We start from the raw sequence: 22,017 nt of genomic DNA on the forward strand, positions 1-22,017 counted from the left end.
GCGGTCACCTGTGGTCGCCGTCGTACTTCGCCGGCTCGTGAGGCGGCACTCGACGTGGTCAAGGAGTACATCGAGAGCCAGGAGCGTCCAGGTCCGTGACGGCGTTCCTCCCGGCCGTAAACGGCCGGGGTGCCCTCCCTATTCACGGCTGAACCTGCAAACGCAGCGGCTTGTCGGTCAGCACCTGTACGGCGTCGTCAACGCCGTACCGCTGCCGCTGACGTACGAGCTGGCGCGCCGAGGGAAGCGTCCGATTCTGGAGGAGGTCGTCATGCGGCGGGACATCTCGATGGCGGTCGGGGCGATCGCCCTACTGGTGGTGGTCGCGTTGGCCGGTCTTTGGCTGACGGCGCGGCTCTGAATCCCGCCACCAGCCAGGTTCGATGACGGCGGTGAGCGTTGAGGCATAGCCTGAACTCATTCTGTCGCCGCAGGCCGCAGCCGCCAGAACGTTGGCGCTGCACGGTCAGGGACCTTCGGCCCTGATCATGCGGTGGCTGTCGCGACCCTCGCGAGGGGTGACGCCCTGCGGCGGGAGTGCCGAAAGTCTCTACCGGGCGTCGTCCGCCGCGACCTAGCGTCGAAACAAGTGGCCAGCGGCATCGCACGACGCGTGCGGGCCGGACAGTAAGGGGGCGCGGACGTGTTCTGGCACCACAACGGCATGGGTGGTTTTGGCTACCTGTTGATGCTGCTCAACAGCCTTGCGTTCGTGGGGTTGTTGGCAGCTGGCGGATGGGTCGGGTGGCGTGCGCTGCGCGATCATGGCGAGCGCCGGGTGGGCGATCCGGCAGAGCGGCTGCTCGCCGAGCGTTTCGCGCGGGGCGAGATCAACGACGAGGAGTACCAGCGTCGGCTCGACACGCTGCGGCACGTGTGAGCGCTTCACCGACGAGCCGGTCGCGCGCCTGCCAAGCAAGGTCCTGCGGCAGGTGCGATGCGGCGCAGACCGGCGCGTTAAGGTAGCGCTGTCTCGGGAGTGAACTGACCAATCAGGGCTCAGCGGTCGCCGCCGCTGACGGTACGCCGCCGCTGGCGCCGGAGGTGAGGTCATCGTAGTTCGCGATTTCCGTTATGAGCTCGTCCACTATCACGCGGAGACCTGGATGGTCAGTTGCGGGTACGCCCCTTGTGTCTGGTGCGTCGCTCAGCAGGCCGCAGCGTGGGCGGCGTCGACGGGCGTTTCGCGGGGGCTTCGGTGCATCGACACGCAGCCGCGCGTGGATACGACCACGATCGGCGCGGGTTCACCGCCGCGCCGGTGTCGCGCCAGCCGGGTGGCGACCCCGGCGGCGACCGATCGCGGTCGCAGGCCGCCCGTGGCGTCTCCACCGAGTACCACCAGGTCGGCGAAGCCCGCCGCGTGGCACAGCGTGGTGACCGGGTCGGCGAACGCCATCTCCCGAGCGACCTGAGGAGGGTTGGCCGGCCCCGCGGTCGCCGCCGCGACGGCGTCGCGCTGCATCCGGTGCAGCCGCACGCGGTGGTGGACGAGTTCACCGTTGTCCCGGGCGCCGATCCGGTCCACGGCTGGCCACGCGGTAACAACCAGAAGTGTGGCGTGGCGACGTGCCGCTTCTCGCGCCGCCCACGTCAGCGCGTGGTGCGCCGATGCCGATCTGTCGAGCCCGATGACGATCCCGGTCGTGTGCCATCGCGTCCTTTCTTTGCCTGCGCGCCTCAAGCTTCGTCCGGTTGCGGTACGGCTGCAGAACCGGGGTCCCGACCGGGGGCAGGTCGGGACCCTTCTCGGAGTGCGGGTCAGACGGGATCGGCCCGCTCCGCCGTCGCTGGCGGGATCTCGCGGATGACCGCGACCGGGCAGTGGCTGTGGTGCAGCAGTTGCTGGCTGACCGAGCCGAGGAGCAGGCCGCGGAATCCGCCGCGCCCGCGGGATCCGACGACGACCAGTTGGGCGTATCGGCTGGCCTTGGCGAGGACGCGGCTTGGGTTGTCCGCGACGACCTCTGTGGTCACCTCGACGTCCGGATATTTCTCTTGCCAGCCGGCGAGCAGCTCGTCGAGCGCGGCCTTCTCCGCTGCGGTGATGTCTCGCTGATCGAGGTTGGGCGGGCTCCACCGCGGTGTCGGCGGGGTCCAGGCCCGGATGACGTGCAGGGGCACGCCGCGGTCGGCGGCCTGCTCGAGGGCGTACTGGAGCGCCAGCAGGGAGCCCGGGGATCCGTCCACGCCCGCGAGCAAGTGTGCGCCGGGCCGTTGCTCATCGCCGCGGACGACCACGACCGGGCAGTGGGCGTGCGCGGAGACCGCGAAGCTGGTGGAGCCGACGAGCAGGTCGGCGAAGCCGCCGTGTCCCCGGCTGCCGAGCACGACGAGGGACGCGTGCCGGGACTCCTCCTGCAGCACGACGGCGGGCGGCCCGTCGAGCAGCGTGCCGGTGACGATGAGGCCGGGGTGGGACCTGGCCGCTTCGGCGACCGCGTCGTCGATCATCGTTTGGGCGTCATGTCGCGCGGTGGTGTCGGGCCAGCTCGCTGGTCCGGGGGAGAGCGCCGCGGGGACGATCGGCCAGTCGAAGGCGTAGGTGAGCAGGAGGGGCGTGCCGGTGCGGGTGGCATGGGTGATGGCCCATTCCACGGTGGCTGCGGCGCTGGCGGAGCCGTCGTAGCCGACGACGATCGACCTGCTGGTCATGAGAGCCTCCCTGATGGTGGGCGCGCGACGGAGGCGTCGCGCGGGGGGTTACTGGGGTTGACGGAGCTGTCGCAAGGCGGGGTCGGGTTCCGCGCCGACAGGCTCGAGGCGCAGCTTTGCGTCGACGGCGAGGGCGCCGTCGGGTCCGACCAGCACCGGGTTGAGGTCCAGTTCGGCGACCTCGGGTACCTCTTCGGCGAGACGCCCCAGTCGCAGGAGCAAGTTTTCGACGGCGGTGGTGTCGACCGGTTGTGCGCCTCGGTATCCGGTCAGCAGTGGCGCGGCGCGCAGTGAGCGCCACATCCGTTCCGCGTCGTGGTCGGTCATCGGCGCCAGCCGGAATGTCCGGTCGCCGAGCAGGTCGGTGTGTACGCCGCCGAGGCCGGCCATCACCAGGGAGCCGAACAGCGGGTCGTGCACGATGCCGGCTACGAGTTCCGCCTGTCCGCGCGCCAACGGCTGGACCAGCGCGCCGCACTCCGTCCGACCCGCGGTGGTGACCGCTCGATAGGCGGCGCGCACTGCCGCGGCGTCGGCCAGGTTGAGCTGGACGCCGCCCGTGTCGCTCTTGTGCACCAGGTCCGGGTCCCCTGACTTGAGCACGACCGGGTAGCCGATGCGCTCGGCCGCGAGGACAGCGTCGTCCTTGCTGCGGGCGGTGACGGAGGTGACCAGCGGGATGCCGTAGCCGGCGAGGATGGCGGCGGTGCGCTCGTACGGCTGCCAGCCGGCACCCGCGGCCAACCCCTGCGCGACGGCGGTGCGGACGGCAGCGGTGTCGATGTCGGACAGTTCGGGTCGGGTGCCGAGCGGCTCCCGCCGCCAGGCGGCGTACCGGGTGGCGTGCCCGAGTGCCCGCACCGCCCGTTCGGGTAGGTCGAAGATCGGCGTGCGCCGCGCGCCGAAGGTCGGCTGCGCCTCCGGCAGGCCGATGACGACGGCGGCGACAGTCAGGTCGGGGTGCGCGTCGACGACCGGGGTGATGGCCGCCAGGGTCGCGGGCACGTCGTTGGTGCGGGTGGCGGCGACAATCACGAGCAGGGAGTCCACCTCCCCGCTGACCGTCAGCGCTTCCACCGTCTTGGCGAATGCTGCGGGTGTGGCCGCGGCGCCCAGGTCGAGGGGGCTGTCATGGCCGGCCGCGTCGGGGGCGACGGCTGCCAGCCGCTCGCGAAGCGCCGGGCTCAACGACGGCACACGTAGGCCGGCGGCTGACGCGGCGTCGGCAGCGAGCACGTTGACTCCGCCAGCGTTGCCGACCACGGCCAGCCGCTCACCGGCGGGCAGCGGCTGGTCGGTGAGCATGCGGGCGGCGTCCATCAGGTCACCGAGGTGGTCGACCCGCACCACCCCGGCCTGGGCGAAGATCGCATCGACCGCTACATCGGGAGCGGCGGCCGCAGCGGTGTGCGAGGCCCCGGCCCGCGCTCCGGCCGTCGACCGGCCGCTCTTGACCGCCAGAACCGGCTTGCGGCGGGCGAGGGCCCGCACCGTACGGGCGAACTTGCGCGGGTTACCGAACGACTCCAGGTACAGGGCGACGGCGGTGGTGGCCGGGTCGTCGAACCAGTAGGCGAGGAGGTCATTACCGCTGACGTCTGCCTTGTTGCCGAGCGACACGAAGGTCGACACACCGCAACCTGCTCGCGCGGCGTGATCGAGCAGCGCGATGCCCACCGCACCCGACTGGGAGGCCACCGCCAACCCACCCCGAAGCGGCGCGGCCGGAGTGAAGCTGGCGTTCAACCGGATGGCGGGATCGGTGTTGACGATGCCCAGGCAGTTGGGTCCGACCAGCCGGATGCCGTGCGCGCGGGCCAGCCGGACCAGCTCGGCCTGCCGGGCCCGCCCTTGCGCGCCCGCCTCGCCGAAGCCGGATCCGAGCACGACGGCGGCTCGCACGACGGCGGCGCCCGCCTCGGCGACAACGCTGGCAACGGCCTCGGCCGGCACCGCGATAACCGCCAGGTCGACCGGACCGGGTAGGTGTGCGAACGACGGGTACGCGGGCACGCCCGCGATCGCGCTGGCGTGGGGGTTCACCGCGTACAGATCGCCGGTGAAGCCGTACTCCCGCAACGCCCGAAGGGTTTCGTGGCCGATACGGCCCGGCCGCCGGCCGGCACCGACGACGGCGATCGATGTCGGCGCCAGCAGCGGGCGCAGCGAGGCCCGCTCGGCGATGCGCTCACGCTCGTCCACGGCCAGCTGCGCAGCCTCGTCCGCGCCGGTGGTCAGCGCCAGGTCGACAACGCCGTTAGCAAGGCGCGACCGGAGGCCGGAGGTCAGATCCCGGGCCACCTTCAGCATCCGGCTGTTGCCCGGCAGGACCTCGCCGACGAGCTCGTCAACGCCCTGTGCGCGGGCGGCCGCGGCCAGGTGCTCCAGCAGCAGGGTGCCGATGCCGCGCCCGCGCTGCGTCTCGTCGACGAACACCGCGAACTCGGCCCGCCGCTCAGCGCTGCCGCGCTCGTACGACGCGACGCCGACGACCGCGCCGGACTGCTCAGCGACGAACGCCTCGTGACGCGGTGACGCCCGCCGGCACAGCCGATCGATCTCGGAGGCGATCATCGCCGGCCCGGGAGCCACGAAGAACCGCATCCGCAGACTGTCGATACCGGCCCGGCCGTAGAGCGCGGTCAGTTCCGGCCGGTCAGCCGGGTGTACCGGGCGGATGCGGACGATGCCGCCATCGGCGGTCAACGCGTCGACGCCGGTCAGCTCACGGCCCCCAGCAGCGGCGTCTGCGGTAACGGCGGTTGATGTGGCAGGGGTTGACGCGGCGGTCGCGATCACGGTCGGCCTCCTGAACATCCGGTTTCCGTCCACTTCAGCCAACCGCAGCCGGCCCCATACGGGTCAGGGCCATCCGACCCTCAACCGGCCTGCCGCAGGTCCCTTCGACAGCGGTCATCCGGCTCTGACCAGCCTCGCTGTCGGATTCGTACGGTGAGGTCAGGACTGCGAAGGAGGTCGTGATGAGGACATGGCAGGTGTGCGACGTGATGAGCACGGACGTCGCGACGGTGCGGGACGACACCCCGTACCGGGAGATCATTGACGTGCTCACGCAACGGCACGTCAGCGCGGTGCCCGTGGTCGACAAGTTCCAGCACGTGCTCGGCGTGGTGTCCGAGGCGGACCTGCTGCACAAGGTGGAGCTCATCGGGCAGCCGCACGAGCGGCGCGTCTTCGAGGGCAGCCGACGGCGGAAGGAGCGGGTCAAGGCCGACGCCGCTGTCGCTGCCGACCTGATGACCGCACCGGCGGTGACCACCCTTCCGCACACGCCGTTGGTCGCCGCAGCCAAGACGATGAACAGTGAGCAGGTCAAGCGCCTGCCGGTGATCGACGACCTGGGCCGGCTCGTCGGCATCGTCACCCGCAGCGACCTGCTTAAGGTGCACCTGCGCCCCGACGCCGACATCCGCCACGACGTGGTGCAGGAAGTCCTGCGCCGAGTCCTCGCGGTCGAGGAGGGCGTCGTCCAGGTGACCGTGCACGGCGGCGTGGTCCGGCTGACCGGGCAGATGGACCGCAAGTCCTCGGCGGACATCGCCGGCCGACTCGCCGCACAGGTCAGCGGCGTCGTCGAAGTGACCAACGAGCTCGGCTTCGACTTCGACGACAGTCAGCTCGCCGACCGGTGGTCCGGACGGACCACCTTCACCGGCATCGCCTGAAGGCAGCGGGCACGGAGAGGAGCATCCGGCGACGCGCCCCTCTCTGTGCCCCTCGGGCAACCTGAGAGGCGATCATGAAGGCGATCTACATTGCAGGACGTGAGCCCGACGGTGGGCCGGGACGGTTGGCGACCCGGCCGGTCACCGAGGTGATGAGCAGCCCGGTCTTCTCCGTAGACGTCGACATTCTGCTCGGCGACGCGCTGGAGGCGTTGGTCCGCACCGGGCGCCGTCACCTTGTGGCGGTCGACGGGGCCGGGCGGTGCCTGGGCGTGCTCGCCGACCGGGCGGTGGCCGCGGCGTGGGCGCATGACCACGCGGCGCTGTCTCGGCTTACCGTCGCGGCTGCGCTGGATCCGGACCCCGCCACGGTGAGCACCGACGCGCGGGTGATTGACGCCGCACGGTTGATGCGGGCGGGCGGCGTCGACGCCGTCGCGATTGTCGACGCGGACGGCCGTCCGGTGGGCATCGTCACCGGAAGCGATCTGATCGCCCTGCTTGCCCGGTAAGGCGCACGTCCATGTCCCTCGGCGAGCCTGAACACCGCGGCGGGCCTGGGCCTTGACAGCGGCGTCGTCGCGTCGCGTTGAACTGGATCCTCCTGGAAACCCGGCCGCCACCATCGCCCGCTTGAGGCGTCCGGTCCGCTGGCCCGCCGAACAGCCAGCGCGTGGAGGAGGGGCAGCCGCGATCGGGCCGCTCCTCCTCAGCGATGGTTGCGGTTAGACCGGCAGCGCCGGCTCTGCCGTAGCATGCGGCACCGGCACGGGCACGGGGATGACGACGACCGGGCAGCACGCCTTGCTTACGCATTCCTCGCTCACCGACCCGAGGACGGTGTGCCGGATCCGGCTGTGACCGTGGCTGCCGAGAACGAGCAGTTCGGCGCTGCGAGCGGCACGCGTCAGCACGTCGGCGGCTCTGCCCTCCACGACCTCAGCAGCGACAGGCGACGACGAGCCTCGACGGGCCGTGAGTGCCTGGATCTCGCGATCGAGGATCGCGCGGGCCCGCTCCTCCTCGTCGGTCGGATTGCCGGCAGTCATCGGGCCGGACTCGATCCCGTCCCACCGCCAGGCGACTACCGCCTGCACCGCGCCACCGCGAGTCGCCGCTTCACGGGCCGCCCAGTCGAGGGCACGCCGCCCGCCATCGGAGCCGTCCACGCCGACGACGATCAGATAGTTGCTGGTCATCTGCCTCACTCCCTCCATGTCCTCGACCTCATCACACACCCGTCGTCGGCGGTGAGGTAGACGCGAAGGGCCCGGCGCGGCCGGGCCCTTCGACCTGTCATGCGGTGTGGTCAGGGCGTTGTTTCGGCCTCCGCCCGCAGCCAGCGCCACTCGGTGACCTGCGGCGGCTGCCGTACTAGAGTTGTGCGAGCTTCAGGCTCGTGCCGATCGTTATCGGCGGTGGGGTAATGGTTCGTGTTGCCCTCGGACACATCATTACCACATATCGATCATGATCCGCGCAGGTTGGCCTGCGCGGATTTTTCTGTGGTTGGTGTGCAGTGTTCCTGGTCGCAGACGATGGTGATCTTCCTCCCGTGTAGGAGTGTGACCAGGTCGTGTGGGGTCTGGATGCCGCTGGGGAGGCGGGGATGGTCGGCGAGTCTTGCGATGAGGTGGTCTTCTCTGAGGTAGAGGATCTTGCGTCGGGGGTTGGTGGGCTGTTGAGTGCTGGTGTGGCCGTGGCGGCATCGGTAGCCGGGGCGTTGGTTGATCCAATGGGATTCCAATCGTCGGCCGCATGGTCCGCAGCGCAGTAGGCCGGTGAACAGGTAGCGGCGGGTGGTGCCGTCGTGGGCGCCCCGGTGGGAGCGGATCGCCTGGACCGCGACGAAGTCCTGCTCACTGACCAGCGCGGTGTGGGCCAGTTGCGTGGAGACCACCCAATCCACGGTCGAGTTCCGCCGGATCGGTTCTCGCTCCGAGCGGCTGGCATCGGTGTGGTTGTGCGCGGGTTGCCGGTTCCAGACCTGCCGGCCCGTGTAGCGAGGGTTGGCGAGGATCGCCGCGACTGTTCGTAGGGTCCACCGGTCACCACTGCGGTGCGGATTGCGGTCCGGATCGACGCCCGACGGGCACGGTATGCCGGCGTCGTTGAGGGCGCGCGCCATGCTGGCGAGACTCTGGCCGTCGAGGCGTTGGGCGAACATCCACCGCACGTGTACGGCCGTGGCCGGATCCGGTTCGAGGCGTTGAAGCCGGCGACCCCAGCGCGCCTGGGCGGCGTTCGGATGAGGGCCGGCGTCGGTGAGCCGGTATCCGTAGGGCGGCCGGCCTCCGAGATACCGTCCCTGCTCCCGCGCTTGAGCCCGCATCGCCGTGACGACCCGGAACCGGGCGCGCTGAACCTCGCGTTTCGACTGGGCGCCCAGCATCATGATCAGCGCCTGGTGGGTCGGGTCGTGGTGATCCACCGGCCCGTCGGTCTCGGGCAGCCATAGCTGCACAGCATGCTGTTCGAGCACGGGTGCCAGGTGCTGCAGCTGATTGGCGGAGAACGCCCGCTCGTACTCGCCGACCACGATCGCGTCGAACCCGCGATCCGGGTCCTCGAGCGCGGCCAGCAGCGCAGCGGCCTGCGGACGCTGCCGCCAACCGCGGCGGCGAGAGCAGCCAACATCGAAGTATTCGGCAACGACCGCCCCGTGATCGGCGACGAGCTCGCTGGCGCAGTCCCGTTGCCAGTGCCGCGAGGTCACCCGGTCCTGGTGCTCGACGGTCGACATCCGACCGTAGAACGCAAACCGCAGACCAGGCTGCCTATGGGTAGGTGGTTGCGGGTTGTTCGGCTGGTTGTGGAGCCAACGGGTCAGCGGATCGAGACCGTCGCTCTGGTTGTGGGACACGCCGACATTCCTACGAAGAATTCTCGTGGTCGAGGCGGACAGGTAGTCCGCTGGCGCTGGTGCGAGACGGATGGCGTCCAGCGGGGCGGTCCACGAACTACGCCCGGTCTTCAAGGCGACCACGAACGAATACCGCCATCCCGGCACCCCGATGTGCTGGTCTTTGCCACGACCGTAGGTGTGACACAGGATCCGCTCCGGTACGGTGTGCGCTTCCGGCCGCAGCCAACAGGTCACATCCACCGCCAGAACAACCTCTTCGGCGTCCCCGAAGAAGCCCTCCGGCTCTGCTTGCCGTCGGTCAGAACGCTCTGGAGTCGCAGATTGAGTTGCTCCTGGCGGTCCCCATCTATGCCGAGTAAGGGACGGAGAACCGCGTGCGGTGTTCCGGGGGTGAGGCGGCTCCGCGGTCACCGTTCACTGCGAGGTCCCCTCCGAGCCACGCTCTACCCCTGGCTGCGGCATTCGCCTCGGAGTTGTCCGTGCTCGAGGCTATTCGACAGTTTCCCAGGCCACCGCGTCGGGTCGTCGCCCCCCGCTGATGAGGAACTGTCGTGCCGCTTGCCGGGCGGTCGCGTCGGTGACGCGGGTGCGTTCGGGCCAGGCGTCGGTGGGCGTGCCGGCGTAGTCGAAGGTGAACGCGCGCCCGGGTTCGAGGTCTGGCTGGTATCCCCAAGCGCTGCTGCCGTCGGCAGCGACGTGATAGACGAACGACCGATCGGGGTGCCCGACGCAGATGTCGAGCATGACGGGAAACTCGCCGCCGCCGGGAGCGACGAGGGTGACGCAGCAGGGCAGTTGCTCGGTGTGGGCGCGACTGATTGTGTCCAGTGTGGCGTCGAGTTCGGCGACGGTGCTGAGCGACGCGGCGCCGTCGCCGCGTCCCCAGGTGATGTCGATGCTCATCGCCGGATCCCTTCTCCTGTTCCGACGTACAGCTTATGAAGCCACGTGCGGTCGCCGTCGGTGAGGAACACCGTCAGGCGTGTTCCTTGCGGCAGGATCGTGGCGAGGATCTTTTCGCAGACCAGGGATCTGATCGGATCGTCGCAGGGGGTGTGATTGAGCACGCGCGTGGCCTCCGGTGGGCTGCCGGGACGGCGCAGCACGGCGGCGGCCTGCGCCTCGGCGTGGTCCATCACGATGGCCTGAGCCAGCGGCGGTTTGAGTCCCACTCCGGCGGCGGGAAGCCTGCCCGCCCGGATCTGTCGGTTGCGCAGCCGACCGTCTGGCTCGGCGGAGAAGTCAGGATCGCGCGTGATCGCCGCGTCGGCGAGGAGGAACGCCTCGGTCTTGTCGTGCGGTTCGCTGCGACGTGCCAGATTCACGGCCGCCCGAAGGGCTGCCTGCGGTGGGTCAGCATGCGCGGGTGGTCGGCGGTTCCCGCCGCCACCCGCGGTCAGTTTCCCAGACCGCCGAGCCCACGCACCCGCGCGCGAATCTCCTCCACCTTGCCCGCTGCCTGGCCGACCGCGACAGCCGCTGCACCGAGCTGCTGTGAACTGCGGTTCACCATCGCGGCAGCGCTCCGCAGGCGCTCTTCGGCGAGGGCCTGATCGGTCAGGCCCTGCCCCGGTTCGTTCGCCTCGCGCGGCATCTGCAGGCTCTCGCCGACCAACTGGGTCCCGTCCGGTCCGCTGACGACCCGCTGCTGCTGCGTAAGACTGACCGCCCGCAGGATGTGGCGATGAGCGCGGAGGCCCGCCAGGCGTTCAACCCCGCCACGCTGAGCTGATGCGTCGTAGCCGGCTCAAATCGCAAGGCCGTCCGTCCGCATGATGGTGAGGATGTTGGGTCGACGTTCCGGTGCCTCCCGGAATCTTACGTCCGGAGCGGCGCAATGGAGGCACCGCGCTGCTTTCCAAGCGCAAGCGCCAATGGCGATCATGGCGGTCGTTACACGAACGTTACATTCGCCTGGATCGTGACCGTATGCAATTGAGCTGAACACCGAATCAAGTAAAAAGCACTAATTGTCCGATGCTCGGCTGACCTTCTGTGGTGACCCCGATCCATCGATCGACGACGTGGCATCGGCGGGACGGTCGAGGGTCCCTCCACCTTCTGATCGTCGGCTAGTGTGATCAATCAGGAAGGCGGCTCGCCGGTTTAGGGCCCGGCGAGCCGCCGCGTTCCCACTTCCTACCCACTCAACTAGGAGGAACAATCGTGGAAACAAAGGCAAGATTACACCGCGCGGCGCGGTTCATCAGCTCTGCCCTCGCGTTTGCTGTGAGTGGCGTGCTGCTTACAGCGGGTCCGGGGGTTGCTGACCCGAAGCCTAGTGCTGACGTACTGGCCGTTCGAACTCACGTATTCGAGGATGGCTCGACCTTCAGTCTCCGCGCCCTGCCGCCTGCGGAGATCCGCGCTCGGGGGCTCGTGCCCGCAGGGACAACGCTAAAGGTGGTGGCCCCTCGAATCATCGACGCCACCTCCTCGGTCTCCGCCCAAGGCAGTGCCGAGCCGGTTCGCCAACCTGCGGGCGAGCGCGAGATGGCAGCGACGGCCTGCTTCCAGGGCGGCTGGGATCAAGGCCTTATAGGCGCTGGCCCGCTCAAGCTCTATACCCACACGGATGTTACGTGGTGTGCCACCAACACCTGGATCAGCTCTACCTGGACGGGCTGCAACGGTGTCGACGGGGGTTACCCCACCTACGAGCATCTTGGGTGCTCACAGAGTCAGGCTTACGGTGTGGGTTGGAGTGCGTGGGACGTCAAGACGACGGGGAACCACTGCTACGCTTGGGTCGGGTATTGCGCCTCAACGACGACTGTTTGGTCGCAGTACCGCATGAACGGCTATGGCGACGCGGTTCTCACCGGTAGGAGCTAGCTACTCGCTTACGAGCGTGGAGGGCAGTATGAGTTCTGCAACCGACCGAGGACGATTGAGTACGACCCGGAAGGTTCTCATCTTCGCACTCATCCTCGTGGCGGTGGTAACAGTAATCGGCGTCATCGTTGGGGTTACCCGGGGGGATGGGGTTGAGCCGAATTTCGGCCCCGACGAGGCGAGCCCCGCGCCGACCAGCAGCAGTTAGTGGCAGATGTGCCTGGGGCGGTCGTCGTAGCACGATCGTCCCAGGCGCATCGTGATGCTTTTGGGTTCGTAAGCGCAACGGCCTTCGTATCCAAGGTAGGAACAAGCCTAAGAGCGCGTTTGGTTTGTGGGTTGGTCGGGTGTGTCGCACAGTGGGTCCGATCGATGAGCGCGACTTGGTCGATGGGCAGGTATGGATCGAGTGCGGCGGTACCCGTCTGATCTGACCGACGCCGAGTGGGAAATCATCGAGCCGATGCTGCCGTCCCCGCGGTGGATGGGCAGACCAGAAAAGCATCCCCGCCGGGCCGTCATCGACGCCATCTTGTACGTGGTACGCACCGGATGCGCGTGGCGGTACCTGCCGGTGGACTTCCCGCCGTGGCAGACCGTGTACGCGCACTTCACGCGGCTGAACCGGCGGGGCGTGACCGAGCGGATCCTGACCGAACTCCGCGAGCAGATCCGGGTGGCTCACGGCCGTGACCCGGAGCCGACGGCGGGAATCATCGACTCGCCGAGCGTCAAAGGCGCGGACACCGTGCCCCGTGAGTCCCGCGGCTACGACGCCGGGAAGAAGATCAACGGTCGGAAACGGTTCATCGTCACCGACACCCTCGGCCTGCTGGTCACCGTCTGGGTCCTGGCCGCGTCCTGGCAAGACCGCGACGGCGCCAAAGGCGCTTTGCTCGCCACCTACGCGGCCACCCCGATCCGGCACGTCTTCGCCGACACCGGCTTCGCCGGGCGCCTCGTCGACTGGGCCCGCGACCTGCTGCGCACCACCGTCGAGATCGTCCGCAAACCCGCCGACCAGAAAGGGTTCGTCGCGCAACCGCGCCGCTGGGTCGTGGAGCGGACCCTGGCCTGGATCACCGCCCACCGCCGCCTGGCCCGCGACTACGAAACCCACCCCGCCACCTCGGAGGCCATGATCCGATGGGCCGCCCTCAGCGGCATGCTCCGCCGCCTCACCCGAGGCGAACCCGCCACCCGCCAACAACGCCTCACCTTCAACACACCCGACTGACAGCAATGTGAAACGCGCTCTAATACTGCAACGGCAGTTGGTCAGGGGTAGCCGTGTCGTCGGTAGTGGCAGGTCCGGGCTTGGTGTTGGCGTCGTCGGCGCCATCGTGACCAGGCCCAGACGTGCTCGGGTGGGTGGGTTGATCGCACTATGAGTGCGGTGAGCAGTCTTCGGATCTCCGGTACGGTGTAGCCGATCATCATGTCGTCGCCAGGGCTGGATCCCCTTTTGCGGTAAGGGATCGGGCCACGGACAGCCAGGCGTGAGCGGCCATGGACAGGGTGATGTGGGCGTACCAGGCTCGCCAGTCGCGGACCTGGTATTCGTCGAGGCCGGCTTCGTTCTTGGCTTGCTGGAAACACTCCTCGATCGCCCAACGGGCCCCCGCGATGCGGGCCAGGTCGAGCAGTCGAGTGCGGCGGGGTCCGTAGCAGACGTAGTAGGCGATCTCTCCGGTCGTCATGCTGCGCCGGGCCAGGAGCCAGTGCCCCCGGCCGGGCTGCCAGCAGATCCGCACCGGCACCCGCGCCCACCAGTACTCGCGCGGGCCGTGGGCGCCGGCACCGGCGGACAGCCGGCACCACGCACGAGCCGGCAGAGCGGCGATCAGCTTGTCTGCTCGGCAGGTGCCCATCGTGGTGGTGATCATGTCGTCGTTGCGGCGGGTCGCGACCACATAACCCACATCCCGTTGTTCCAACCAGACCCGCAGGGCTTTCGACTGCCCGTAGGCCTCATCCATCGTCACCCACCCCACCGGCACCCCGGCATCCAACGCCCGGCCCAGCATCTCCCGGGCCATCTGCACCTTTGTGGCGAACTCGACGCCGTCCGGGATCCCCGCGGCCCGACACCGGTCCCGGTCATCGGTCCACGACGCCGGAAGGTAGAGCTGCCGGTCGATAAGCGCGTGGCCCTTCGCTGAGCGGTAGGCCAGGAACGTTGCGACCTGGCAGTTCTCCGTCCGCCCGGCGGTGCCGGAATACTGACGTTGCACTCCGGCCGACCGGGTGCCCTTCTTCAGGAACCCGGTGTCGTCGACGATCAGGACTCCGGCCGGGTCGCCGAGGTGCTCGATCACGTAGTCCCGCACGTCGTCGCGGACCGCGTCGACGTCCCAGTCCGCCCACCGCAACAACCTTTGCATCCCGTCCGGCGACACGTCCCCTGCCTGCTCAGCCAAGGTCCAGCCGTTCTTACGACCCAGACCAGAGACCAGCCCACACAGGTACTGACGGACCCGCAGCCGCGGCTCCGACCGCCGAAACCGAGGCCCGATCCGGGCATGCAGCCGGTCCAACTCGCCATGCCAACGATCAACATCAACGTCCGTCACAGTCGGACCAACGAACGCGAGTCGAACTCGATTCGCCTACTGCCGTTGCAGTACTAAGGGGCTGCCGAGGGCCTGTCTCGCTAACGGTGTTTCCGGCGATCTTGGTTAGTAGGTTTCAGCGGCCGGGAAGCGGTCGCTGAAGGTGATGGCGAAGGCGTTCAGGGCGGGTTTCCAGCGCATCGTCCATCGGGTTCGGCCTGCTCCGGTGGGGTCCAGGGATCGGGTCACCAGGTACAGACACTTCAACGCGGCCTGCTCGTTGGGGAAGTGGCCGCGGGCCTTCACGGCCCGCCGGTAGCGGGCGTTGAGCGACTCGATCGCGTTGGTGGAGCAGATGACTTTGCGGATCTCCAGGTCGTAGTCGAGGAACGGGATGAACTCCGACCAGGCGTTGTCCCACAAGCGGATCACCGCCGGATACCGTCCGCCCCACTTGTCGGCCAGGTCCTCGAACGCGGCTCGGGCCGCCACCGCGTTCACGGCGGTGTAGATCGGCTTGATGTCGCGTTTCAACTCGTCCCAATACCGGCGGGACGTCAGCCGGAACGTGTTGCGGATCAGATGGATGATGCAGGTCTGCACGACGGTCTGGGGCCACACGTTGGTGACGACCTCCGGCAGGCCTTTCAGTCCGTCGCAGACGAGGAAAAACACGTCCTTCACACCCCTGTTACGCAGGTCGGTCAGCACGCTCATCCAGAACTTCGCGCCCTCACCACCGGTGCCGGCCCACAGACCGAGGATGTCCTTGTCCCCGTGGAGGGTGACCCCGATCGCGGCGTAGAACGGCCGGTTCGCGACCTGCCCATCCCGAACTTTGACCACGATCGCGTCGATGAACACCGCCGCATAAACCTCATCGAGAGGGCGGTGGGACCAGTCGGTCATCTCCTCGATCACCTTGTCGGTGATCCGCGAGATCGTCTCCTTACTGACCGACGCCCCATAGATCTCGGCGAAGTGCGCCCTGATCTCCCCGGTGGTGAGGCCTTTGGCATACAGCGACAACACCACCTCGTCGACACCTGAGAGACGACGTTGCCGCTTGCGCACGATCTGCGGCGCGAACGTGCCGGCCCGGTCCCGAGGCACGTCGATCTGCACCTGCCCCGATGCGTCGGTCAGCACCGTCTTCGACCGGCTGCCGTTGCGGACGTTGCCCGAGCCGGCGCCGTCGGGTTCGTGTTTGGCATAGCCGAGGTGTTCGGTCATCTCCTCGTTCAACGCGGTCTCCAAGACCGTCTTTGTCAACTGCTTGAGCAGCCCGTCCGGGCCCGTCAGCGACAGGCCCTGTTCCTTCGCGGCCCGCACCAGCTCCGCGGCGGCTTTAGCCTCCGCCGACGGCTCGGGCCGCTTCTTACGTCCGGTCTGGTCGTTCAGTGTCGCGGTCATCACGGCACCCTCCTCACCAGGCACAACGCCCGGCAGGTCAGGCCGGAAACACCGTTAGATCCACAGACCCGCTGCCGAAGATTAACTCGCCTATTGGGTTCCGAAGGTGGTGTTGATCGGGCTTCGACGCGGTCGCGAAGGGTTGCGAGTGCGGCGGGCGGCTGGGTGGCAGGCGGGATAGTGGTGTCGTGTTGCTGGAGAAGCCGGGTGATTCTGGCCAGGACGCGGTGCATTGCGGCGTGGCTCAAGCGGTGGGGCTCCAGCTTGATGCCTGTACGTTCATTTCGGTCAGTCGATAACTGAGCCAGCTGGCTGGCAAGCTTGGACGCTACGCGTCCCAACTTCGATTCATGCTCACGCCCGGTGATGAGCGCGCGAGGTTGAGTCAAACCTGACCGTGCCGTAATCTAGCAGCATGTGCACCCCTAATGGAGCACAGATGATACGTACAAGAGTTCGAATCCCCTCGGACACATCATTACCACATACTGATCATGATCCGCGCAGGTTGACCTGCGCGGATCTTTCTGTGGTTGGTGTGCAGTGCTCCTGGTCGCAGACGATGGTGATCTTCCTCTTGTGCAGGTGTGCGACCAGGTCATGTGGAGTCTGGATCCCGCTGGGGAGGCGGGGATGGTCGGCGAGTCTTGTGATGATGTGGTCTTCCCTGAGGTAGAGGATCCTGCGCCGGTGATTAGTGGGCTGTTGGGTGCTGGTGTGGCCATGGCGGCATCGATAGCCGGGGCGTCGGTTGATCCAGTGAGATTCCAATCTTCGCCCGCACGGTCCGCAGCGCAGTAGGCCGGTGAACAGGTAGTGGCGGGTGGTGCCGTCGTGGGCGCTCCGGTGGGAGCGGACAGCCTGGACGGCGACGAAGTCCTGCTCACTGACCAGCGCGGTGTGGGCCTGTTGCTTGGAGACCACCCAGTCCATGGTCGGGTTCCGTCGGATCGGTTCTCGCTCCGAGCGGCTAGCGTCGGCGTCGTTGTGCGCGGGTTGCCGGTTCCAGACCTGCCGACCCGTGTAGCGGGGGTTGGCGAGTATGGCCGCGACCGTTCGTAGGGTCCACCGGTCGCCACTGCGGTGTGGATTGCGGTCGGGATCGACGCCAGACGGGCACGGTATGCCGGCGTCGATGAGTGCGCGCGCCAGGCTGGCGAGACTCTGGCCATCCAGGCGTTGGGCGAACATCCACCGCACGTGTCCGGCCGTGGCCGGATCCGGTTCGAGGCGTTGAAGCCGGCGACCCCATCGCGCTTGGGCGGCGTTTGGGTGAGGGCCGGCGTCCGCGAGTCGATAGCCGTAGGGCGGCCGGCCCCCGAGATACCGTCCCTGCTCCCGCGCTTGGGCCCGCATTGCCGTGACAACCCGGAACCGGGCGCGCTGAACCTCGCGTTTCGACTGGGTGCCCAGCATCATGATCAGCGCCTGGTGGGTCGGGTTGTGGTGATCGACAGGCCCGTCCGTCTCGGGCAGCCATAGCTGCACAGCGTGCTGTTCGAGCACGGGCGCCAGGTGCTGCAGCTGATTGGCGGAGAACGCCCGCTCGTACTCGCCGACCACGATCGCGTCGAACCCGCGATCGGGGTCGTCGAGCGCGGCCAGCAGCGCGGTGGCCTTCGGGCGCTGCCGCCAATTGCGGCGTCGAGAGCAGCCGACATCGAAGTATTCGGCGACGATCACCCCGTGAGCGGCGACGAGTTCAGTGGCGCAGTCCCGTTGCCAGTGCCGGGAGGTCACACGGTCCTGGTGCTCGACCGTCGACATCCGACCGTAGAACGCAAACCGCAGACCACGCCGCCGTTGGGTAGGCAGTTGCGGGTCGGCCTGCGGCTGCCCGTTGAGCCATCGAGTCAGGGGATCCTTGAGATCGTCACGCTGGTTGTCCGACACGCCGATATTTCTACGAAGGATCTTCGCAGTCGAGTCGGACAAGCAGTCCGCTGGCGCTGGTCAAGGACTGTCGGTCCGGAGTTGGTGGCAGCCGGCTTGTGCACTGTGTTGGCATACCGAGCATCCGCTCGACCGCCGGGGACAATGCGTGATGCCCGGTTAGCGTCTTATCCGCGCACGTCAGCCGGCGGTGCGCGAGCTCTCCGAACATCTGGCCGAGGTGGTACCTGGCTTTGTTGAGATTCAGCGTCGCAGCGACTGATCAGTCCTCATCCACGATCAGGCGCGCCAGGCGCAGACGTGCGCGAGGAGTCAAAGCAGCATTAGCGTGGGACATGAAGGCCTCCTGGTTGGCGGAGCGGTTCCTCGACAGCTCCACTCCACAACCGGAGGCCTTCACCTACCTACGACATCAAAGCGTGTCGTCACACAACCTCAACCGGCCTCCCCGGACAGCACACCTAGCCCGTGCCTAGTAGTGCGGGTTGGTCGGCATCAGCTCGGACGCGCCCGCGTACAGCAGGTCGAGATAGTTCATCCCCGGGTGGTAGACGAAGTGCCACTCCAGTCGCACGCGGCTCGTGAAGGTAACTTCGGCGTTGCCGTCCACGTCCGGGTCGACCAACCGCAGGTTGTGCCGCCCAGCAACCGCGGCCAGTCGGCCCCAACCGGTGAAGGTCACCTCGGTTACGGCCTCGACCGAGCCGGGGTGTTGCTCGTCGGGGTCGTCGTCCACATGCCAGTTGATCGTGTCGAGGTCGGGCGTGACCACGTCGATCACCATCTCGCGCAGGATGTCCGTGGGAAGATCGACGTCGTCGAGGGTCAGCCCGGCGGTCCAGTTCTCGCTGTTCTTCCCGACGTAGCGCCCGATGCTGTTGCCCGCCATCGTGCGGCATGCGCTGCTCACCGCTTCCGGCAGCAGACTGTCCAGCGACGGGAACAGCGCCTCCATCTCCGCCTGGGCCTTCCGCTTCCGCTCGTCGTCTTGCTGATCGCGGGTCAGACGCAGCGCGGTGGCATAAGCGATGCCTTCCTGCTTGGCCAGCTTCTTGGCCCGGTTGTCCGTGCTCACAATCAATCCATCCTCCGGCGGACCCCACGCGACCGCCGGCGACAGGGGATGTGCCGGAGCTACCGCACCCGCGTGACGATCAACGCCGTGTCCCTCGGTGTCCCCAGTGCCAGGCGTGGGCCGGCGGGCGACAGGAGAATCCGGCGGCGCGGGGCCACCGTGCCCTCAACCGTATCTTGGGAGATAGGCATCGGCAATTGGCCAAGCCGGGCATGTCTCTGTCCGGCAGCTGTCCGGCCGCAATAGGGCGGCCCGGCCTGACTTCCCCGCAGACCGGACCGCCCGCACCAGGCACGACAGCACGAAGAGGTGACCATGAGCGAGCCGGAGTTCCTGCCCTGGGGGACCGGCAGCGCCGAGAGCCCGAGAAGGCGTACGGGTATTTGTGCTGTATCGCGACCTGGGCCGCACCCGCACCGTCGCCAAGGTCGCCACCGAGGCCAACAAGAGCCGGGATTACCTCCACAAGCCGGCGAGCATCTGGAAGTGGGTGGTGCAGCGGGCGCAGACGTGGGACCGCGATGAGGACCGGCTGTACGCCGAGGGCCTGGCCGAGCAGCGGCGCGACAAGGCCAGGCGGCAAGCCCGGATCGCGTCGACGCGGCAAGCGACGCTCGTGACCCGGTTGCAGGCCCTCGACGCGTCGAAGCTCGGCCCTCGGGACATCGCCCGCTGGCTGGAGGTGGCGACCCGCGTCGAGCGGCTGGCGCTGGGCCTGCCGGACTCGACCACCGCCCACACCGGACCGGATGGCCGCCCGATCCGCGCCGAGGTCGACCAGATGAGCTAGCAGCAGCGCGCCGACTTCTTCCGGGCGCTGATGGCCGAGGCGTGGGCCCGCGCCGGCCAGACCGACCCCGTGGGGGATGCCGACGACCCGCACGACCCCGACGACGAAGGAGACGACGAGGAGGCGGCCGATAAGTCAGCGACGCAAAGCTGAGGGAAAGGTGCGGGCGCCGCGCTGGGCGGTGTGGTCCATCGCCGTCGGCGGGCCGCTGGTCGTCGCGTCCAGCGCGGCCGCCGTGGCGCGGTGGCGCGGTCAGGCGGGGCCTGCGGTCGACCCGGCTGCTGACCGGGGACCGGACACCGAAGCACCTACGGAGCGCGTGGTCAGAGCAACACAAGGCGTCTGCTAAGTCGGAGCAGGACCTCAGCCAACAAGCCAAATTGGTGGCCGAGCTGAGTCCTGTGTGGCTCCAGCTCGGCGAGAGCTCGGAGAACCTTGTGGATTTCGGATTCATTCAAAACCTGTCGCCGCGGACTGTCCTCATCATCGTCGGCACACCCGTGGCCGGAGTTGTGGCCGGAATGATCATCTTTGCCGTCGTGCTTCTAAGCTCTGAGTCGGAGCATCGGGCGGACATGATCAGGGCAGCAGGTGGGGCCTTCCGCCCCCGTCGGTAACAGCCGGCGTGCACTACATGTAGCGGGGTGTGGTCAGTCTCAGTCACCCGCTGGCTGCTCCGTGATCTCCGTGAAGTCCGCCGGCTCCTGGCACCGCTTCCGCCATCACTGTCGTGGGCTCGGCCGATCATCCGGTGTCACGGGCGTGTGCTGTCGAGCATTCTGTGCCACATGCTCCTGGTTCTGGCCCAGCCGCCCGTGTCTTCGGATAGCGGCTGGACGCAGTGGGTTCCCGTGGCGTCGGCGGCCGTGGCACTGCTGGCGTTGCTGGTCGCACTGTCCAACCGCAACACCTCGCGGCGCGCCCTGGCGTTATCGATGCAGCAAGAGGAGCGCCGGGCGGCCCGACTGGATGTCACTCTTGCCGACTCGGCATCGTGGCGCCGTTCAGGCGCCTCACGCTGGGTCGGTATCAAGATCCTGGCAGTCAACCCCACCGACCGCGATGCGGCTATCGTCGGCGCTGAGCTGCACATCGCCTATACGTTGCCGACCGGGCACGCGATGACGGTCAAGGTCGGTCACCGGACTACCGGAGATGATTTTCCGGGCGACGTGACGGCGCTGGACCTGCCTGTGCGTCTGGAGTCCAACGGCGCGGTCGCCGGGTGGCTGACCTTCGAACTACCCGCCGGCCTGTTCCCACACGGTGCCGGCATCCAGCGTTACGACGCGGTCTTGCAGGACAGCCGCGGTATAGCCGTGACAGTCAGCGCATCCGTCCTGCGGGAGGTAGAGCATGATCAAACGTCGGACGACCAAGCGGCCGACGAGACGAGCGGTAGATCCCGCTGACATCGTGCCCGTCGTCGCGGACGGGTCGATTGCGGGTCCGGCCGCTGACGGCCGTATGGTGCCGTTGGTCATTATCGACACCACCAGCCGGCCTGACCTCGACGAACTGGTCCGCCTGCACAGCCATCTCTCACCCGGCGACGTCACGTATCGGTGGGGGCAGGCTGAGCGAAATAAGGACCTGGTCTCTCTGTCGCTGTGGTTCGTTCGCCCGATCGAGGCCCGGGCGGTACTGATGTTCAGCATCGAGGGTGAGGGCATCATCGTCGACAATGCCCTCAACAGCCGCGCTATCTACTTGCAGCCCGGCCGCCCGGGTGACCGCCTGAAGCACGACCCGCACCGGCCGAAGATCCTCATCGAAATTCCTGACGACGACTTCCGGGAACAGTGGGAGGACGTCGCGGTGCGGCGCCTGGCCAAGGTGATCCGCCGTAGGTCACCAATACCCCGGGAAGAGGCGCGCCGGCTGGCCGTACAGTGGCTGGCACAGTCGCGTGAGATCAGCGGCTTCCGGCTGCCAACGTGAGTCTCCCGCGTGGGGCTTGGTTCGACTTGCCCCAGCGGCGCGCCTGTACGAGGCTGGTCCAGGTATCTTCGCTCCGTTGCAAGGGCGGGTAAGCCGCGCGCACCTGTCAGGTCACTTGTTCGTAGAGCACCCCGTGCTTGCTCCGCATGAGGGCTTCGATCGACGCGGCGAGGTTGGTGTCGTGCACGGGACTGCACCCGGTTCGGTTGACTCCTGACCTGTGAGGATCTGTTCCTCGCTGGAAGGATGTCTGTCATGCCGAAAGCGTTCCCCCTGGAGTTCCGCCGCGACGTCGTCGCGGTCGCCCGTAA

At 68.0% G+C, this 22,017-nt stretch carries 19 protein-coding genes and 1 pseudogene; 7 read left to right on the top strand and 13 right to left on the bottom strand.

From position 1 onward, the window contains the following. Window positions 1-643: 643 nt before the first annotated feature. A complete protein-coding gene (locus tag DLJ59_RS15790; RefSeq protein ID WP_197701129.1) occupies window positions 644-880 on the top strand; it encodes an SHOCT domain-containing protein in 237 nt (78 codons plus the stop codon). Window positions 881-1,147: 267 nt separating this feature from the next. On the opposite strand, the gene DLJ59_RS15795 is transcribed toward DLJ59_RS15790, so the two are convergent. From DLJ59_RS15795 to DLJ59_RS15805, 3 genes are all read right to left on the bottom strand, one after another. After that, window positions 1,148-1,684 carry a universal stress protein gene (locus DLJ59_RS15795; protein ID WP_157743218.1) on the bottom strand — a complete coding sequence of 179 codons (537 nt, stop codon included), beginning with the start codon at window positions 1,682-1,684 and terminating at the stop codon, window positions 1,148-1,150. A gap of 77 nt (window positions 1,685-1,761) precedes the next feature. After that, the gene (locus DLJ59_RS15800) at window positions 1,762-2,655 is read right to left on the bottom strand and encodes a universal stress protein (protein ID WP_124773391.1); all 894 of its coding nucleotides are present in this window, start codon (window positions 2,653-2,655) and stop codon (window positions 1,762-1,764) included. A gap of 48 nt (window positions 2,656-2,703) precedes the next feature. Further along, the gene (locus DLJ59_RS15805) at window positions 2,704-5,454 is read right to left on the bottom strand and encodes a bifunctional acetate--CoA ligase family protein/GNAT family N-acetyltransferase (protein WP_244236053.1); all 2,751 of its coding nucleotides are present in this window, start codon (window positions 5,452-5,454) and stop codon (window positions 2,704-2,706) included. Window positions 5,455-5,636: 182 nt separating this feature from the next. Here DLJ59_RS15805 and DLJ59_RS15810 point away from each other — a divergent pair, with 182 nt between their 5' ends. Beyond that, window positions 5,637-6,341, top strand: a complete 705-nt coding sequence (locus DLJ59_RS15810) for a CBS domain-containing protein (RefSeq protein WP_124773395.1) — start codon at window positions 5,637-5,639, stop codon at window positions 6,339-6,341. Between the two features lie 74 nt (window positions 6,342-6,415). After that, entirely contained in the window at window positions 6,416-6,853 is a 438-nt protein-coding gene (locus DLJ59_RS15815; protein ID WP_124773397.1) for a CBS domain-containing protein, read from the top strand. Window positions 6,854-7,066: 213 nt separating this feature from the next. On the opposite strand, the gene DLJ59_RS15820 is transcribed toward DLJ59_RS15815, so the two are convergent. From DLJ59_RS15820 to DLJ59_RS15845, 6 genes and pseudogenes are all read right to left on the bottom strand, one after another. Then, window positions 7,067-7,540, bottom strand: a complete 474-nt coding sequence (locus DLJ59_RS15820; RefSeq protein ID WP_089022044.1) for a universal stress protein — start codon at window positions 7,538-7,540, stop codon at window positions 7,067-7,069. 269 nt (window positions 7,541-7,809) lie between these two features. Next, complete coding sequence (locus DLJ59_RS15825) at window positions 7,810-9,084, bottom strand: recombinase family protein (RefSeq protein ID WP_244236054.1); 1,275 nt, start codon at window positions 9,082-9,084, stop codon at window positions 7,810-7,812. A 141-nt stretch (window positions 9,085-9,225) separates the two neighbouring features. Continuing rightward, window positions 9,226-9,459 (bottom strand): annotated as a pseudogene (locus DLJ59_RS38090) (transposase); the annotation flags it as partial. A 237-nt stretch (window positions 9,460-9,696) separates the two neighbouring features. Beyond that, a complete protein-coding gene (locus DLJ59_RS15835) occupies window positions 9,697-10,110 on the bottom strand; it encodes an Imm1 family immunity protein (RefSeq protein WP_124773399.1) in 414 nt (137 codons plus the stop codon). Then, window positions 10,107-10,532, bottom strand: a complete 426-nt coding sequence (locus tag DLJ59_RS15840) for a DddA-like double-stranded DNA deaminase toxin (RefSeq protein WP_124773401.1) — start codon at window positions 10,530-10,532, stop codon at window positions 10,107-10,109. Before DLJ59_RS15840 ends, DLJ59_RS15835 begins: the two co-directional genes overlap by 4 nt. Window positions 10,533-10,603: 71 nt before the next feature. Next, a complete protein-coding gene (locus DLJ59_RS15845) occupies window positions 10,604-10,822 on the bottom strand; it encodes a hypothetical protein (protein ID WP_124773403.1) in 219 nt (72 codons plus the stop codon). A gap of 1,620 nt (window positions 10,823-12,442) precedes the next feature. Here DLJ59_RS15845 and DLJ59_RS15850 point away from each other — a divergent pair. After that, window positions 12,443-13,279 (top strand): IS5 family transposase, encoded by an 837-nt coding sequence (locus tag DLJ59_RS15850; RefSeq protein WP_124773405.1) that lies wholly within the window; start codon window positions 12,443-12,445, stop codon window positions 13,277-13,279. Between the two features lie 199 nt (window positions 13,280-13,478). Here DLJ59_RS15850 and DLJ59_RS15855 read toward each other — a convergent pair whose 3' ends face one another. The 4 genes from DLJ59_RS15855 to DLJ59_RS15875 all read right to left on the bottom strand — a co-directional run bounded on the left by DLJ59_RS15855 (window position 13,479) and on the right by DLJ59_RS15875 (window position 18,975). Continuing rightward, a complete protein-coding gene (locus tag DLJ59_RS15855; protein WP_124773407.1) occupies window positions 13,479-14,615 on the bottom strand; it encodes an IS701 family transposase in 1,137 nt (378 codons plus the stop codon). Window positions 14,616-14,720: 105 nt separating this feature from the next. After that, window positions 14,721-16,007, bottom strand: a complete 1,287-nt coding sequence (locus tag DLJ59_RS15860) for an IS256 family transposase (protein WP_124773409.1) — start codon at window positions 16,005-16,007, stop codon at window positions 14,721-14,723. Window positions 16,008-16,499: 492 nt separating this feature from the next. Further along, window positions 16,500-17,900 (bottom strand): recombinase family protein, encoded by a 1,401-nt coding sequence (locus tag DLJ59_RS15870; protein ID WP_124773413.1) that lies wholly within the window; start codon window positions 17,898-17,900, stop codon window positions 16,500-16,502. 472 nt (window positions 17,901-18,372) lie between these two features. Then, entirely contained in the window at window positions 18,373-18,975 is a 603-nt protein-coding gene (locus DLJ59_RS15875; RefSeq protein WP_124773415.1) for a hypothetical protein, read from the bottom strand. 385 nt (window positions 18,976-19,360) lie between these two features. Between DLJ59_RS15875 and DLJ59_RS15880 the strand changes: the two genes are divergently transcribed. The 3 genes from DLJ59_RS15880 (at window position 19,361) to DLJ59_RS15890 (ending at window position 21,706) form a co-directional block, all read left to right on the top strand. Further along, window positions 19,361-19,765 carry a hypothetical protein gene (locus tag DLJ59_RS15880; protein WP_124773417.1) on the top strand — a complete coding sequence of 135 codons (405 nt, stop codon included), beginning with the start codon at window positions 19,361-19,363 and terminating at the stop codon, window positions 19,763-19,765. Between the two features lie 788 nt (window positions 19,766-20,553). Further along, window positions 20,554-21,177, top strand: a complete 624-nt coding sequence (locus DLJ59_RS15885) for a hypothetical protein (RefSeq protein WP_124773419.1) — start codon at window positions 20,554-20,556, stop codon at window positions 21,175-21,177. 4 nt (window positions 21,178-21,181) lie between these two features. Next, window positions 21,182-21,706, top strand: coding sequence for a hypothetical protein (locus DLJ59_RS15890; RefSeq protein WP_124773420.1), 525 nt, complete (start codon window positions 21,182-21,184; stop codon window positions 21,704-21,706). Window positions 21,707-22,017 lie beyond the last annotated feature (311 nt).

Origin of the sequence: Micromonospora inaquosa, from assembly GCF_003857055.1 — a bacterium.
In the GTDB taxonomy this organism is placed as follows: domain Bacteria; phylum Actinomycetota; class Actinomycetes; order Mycobacteriales; family Micromonosporaceae; genus Micromonospora; species Micromonospora inaquosa.

Coding starts and splice junctions, on each gene's coding strand:
- DLJ59_RS15810 (WP_124773395.1), top strand. CDS start 5,637: ATGAGGACATGGCAGGTGTGCGACGTGATGAGCACGGACGTCGCGACG.
- DLJ59_RS15820 (WP_089022044.1), bottom strand. CDS start 7,540: ATGACCAGCAACTATCTGATCGTCGTCGGCGTGGACGGCTCCGATGGC.
- DLJ59_RS15850 (WP_124773405.1), top strand. CDS start 12,443: ATGGATCGAGTGCGGCGGTACCCGTCTGATCTGACCGACGCCGAGTGG.
- DLJ59_RS15815 (WP_124773397.1), top strand. CDS start 6,416: ATGAAGGCGATCTACATTGCAGGACGTGAGCCCGACGGTGGGCCGGGA.
- DLJ59_RS15885 (WP_124773419.1), top strand. CDS start 20,554: ATGCTCCTGGTTCTGGCCCAGCCGCCCGTGTCTTCGGATAGCGGCTGG.
- DLJ59_RS15800 (WP_124773391.1), bottom strand. CDS start 2,655: ATGACCAGCAGGTCGATCGTCGTCGGCTACGACGGCTCCGCCAGCGCC.
- DLJ59_RS15860 (WP_124773409.1), bottom strand. CDS start 16,007: ATGACCGCGACACTGAACGACCAGACCGGACGTAAGAAGCGGCCCGAG.
- DLJ59_RS15835 (WP_124773399.1), bottom strand. CDS start 10,110: ATGAGCATCGACATCACCTGGGGACGCGGCGACGGCGCCGCGTCGCTC.
- DLJ59_RS15825 (WP_244236054.1), bottom strand. CDS start 9,084: ATGTCGACCGTCGAGCACCAGGACCGGGTGACCTCGCGGCACTGGCAA.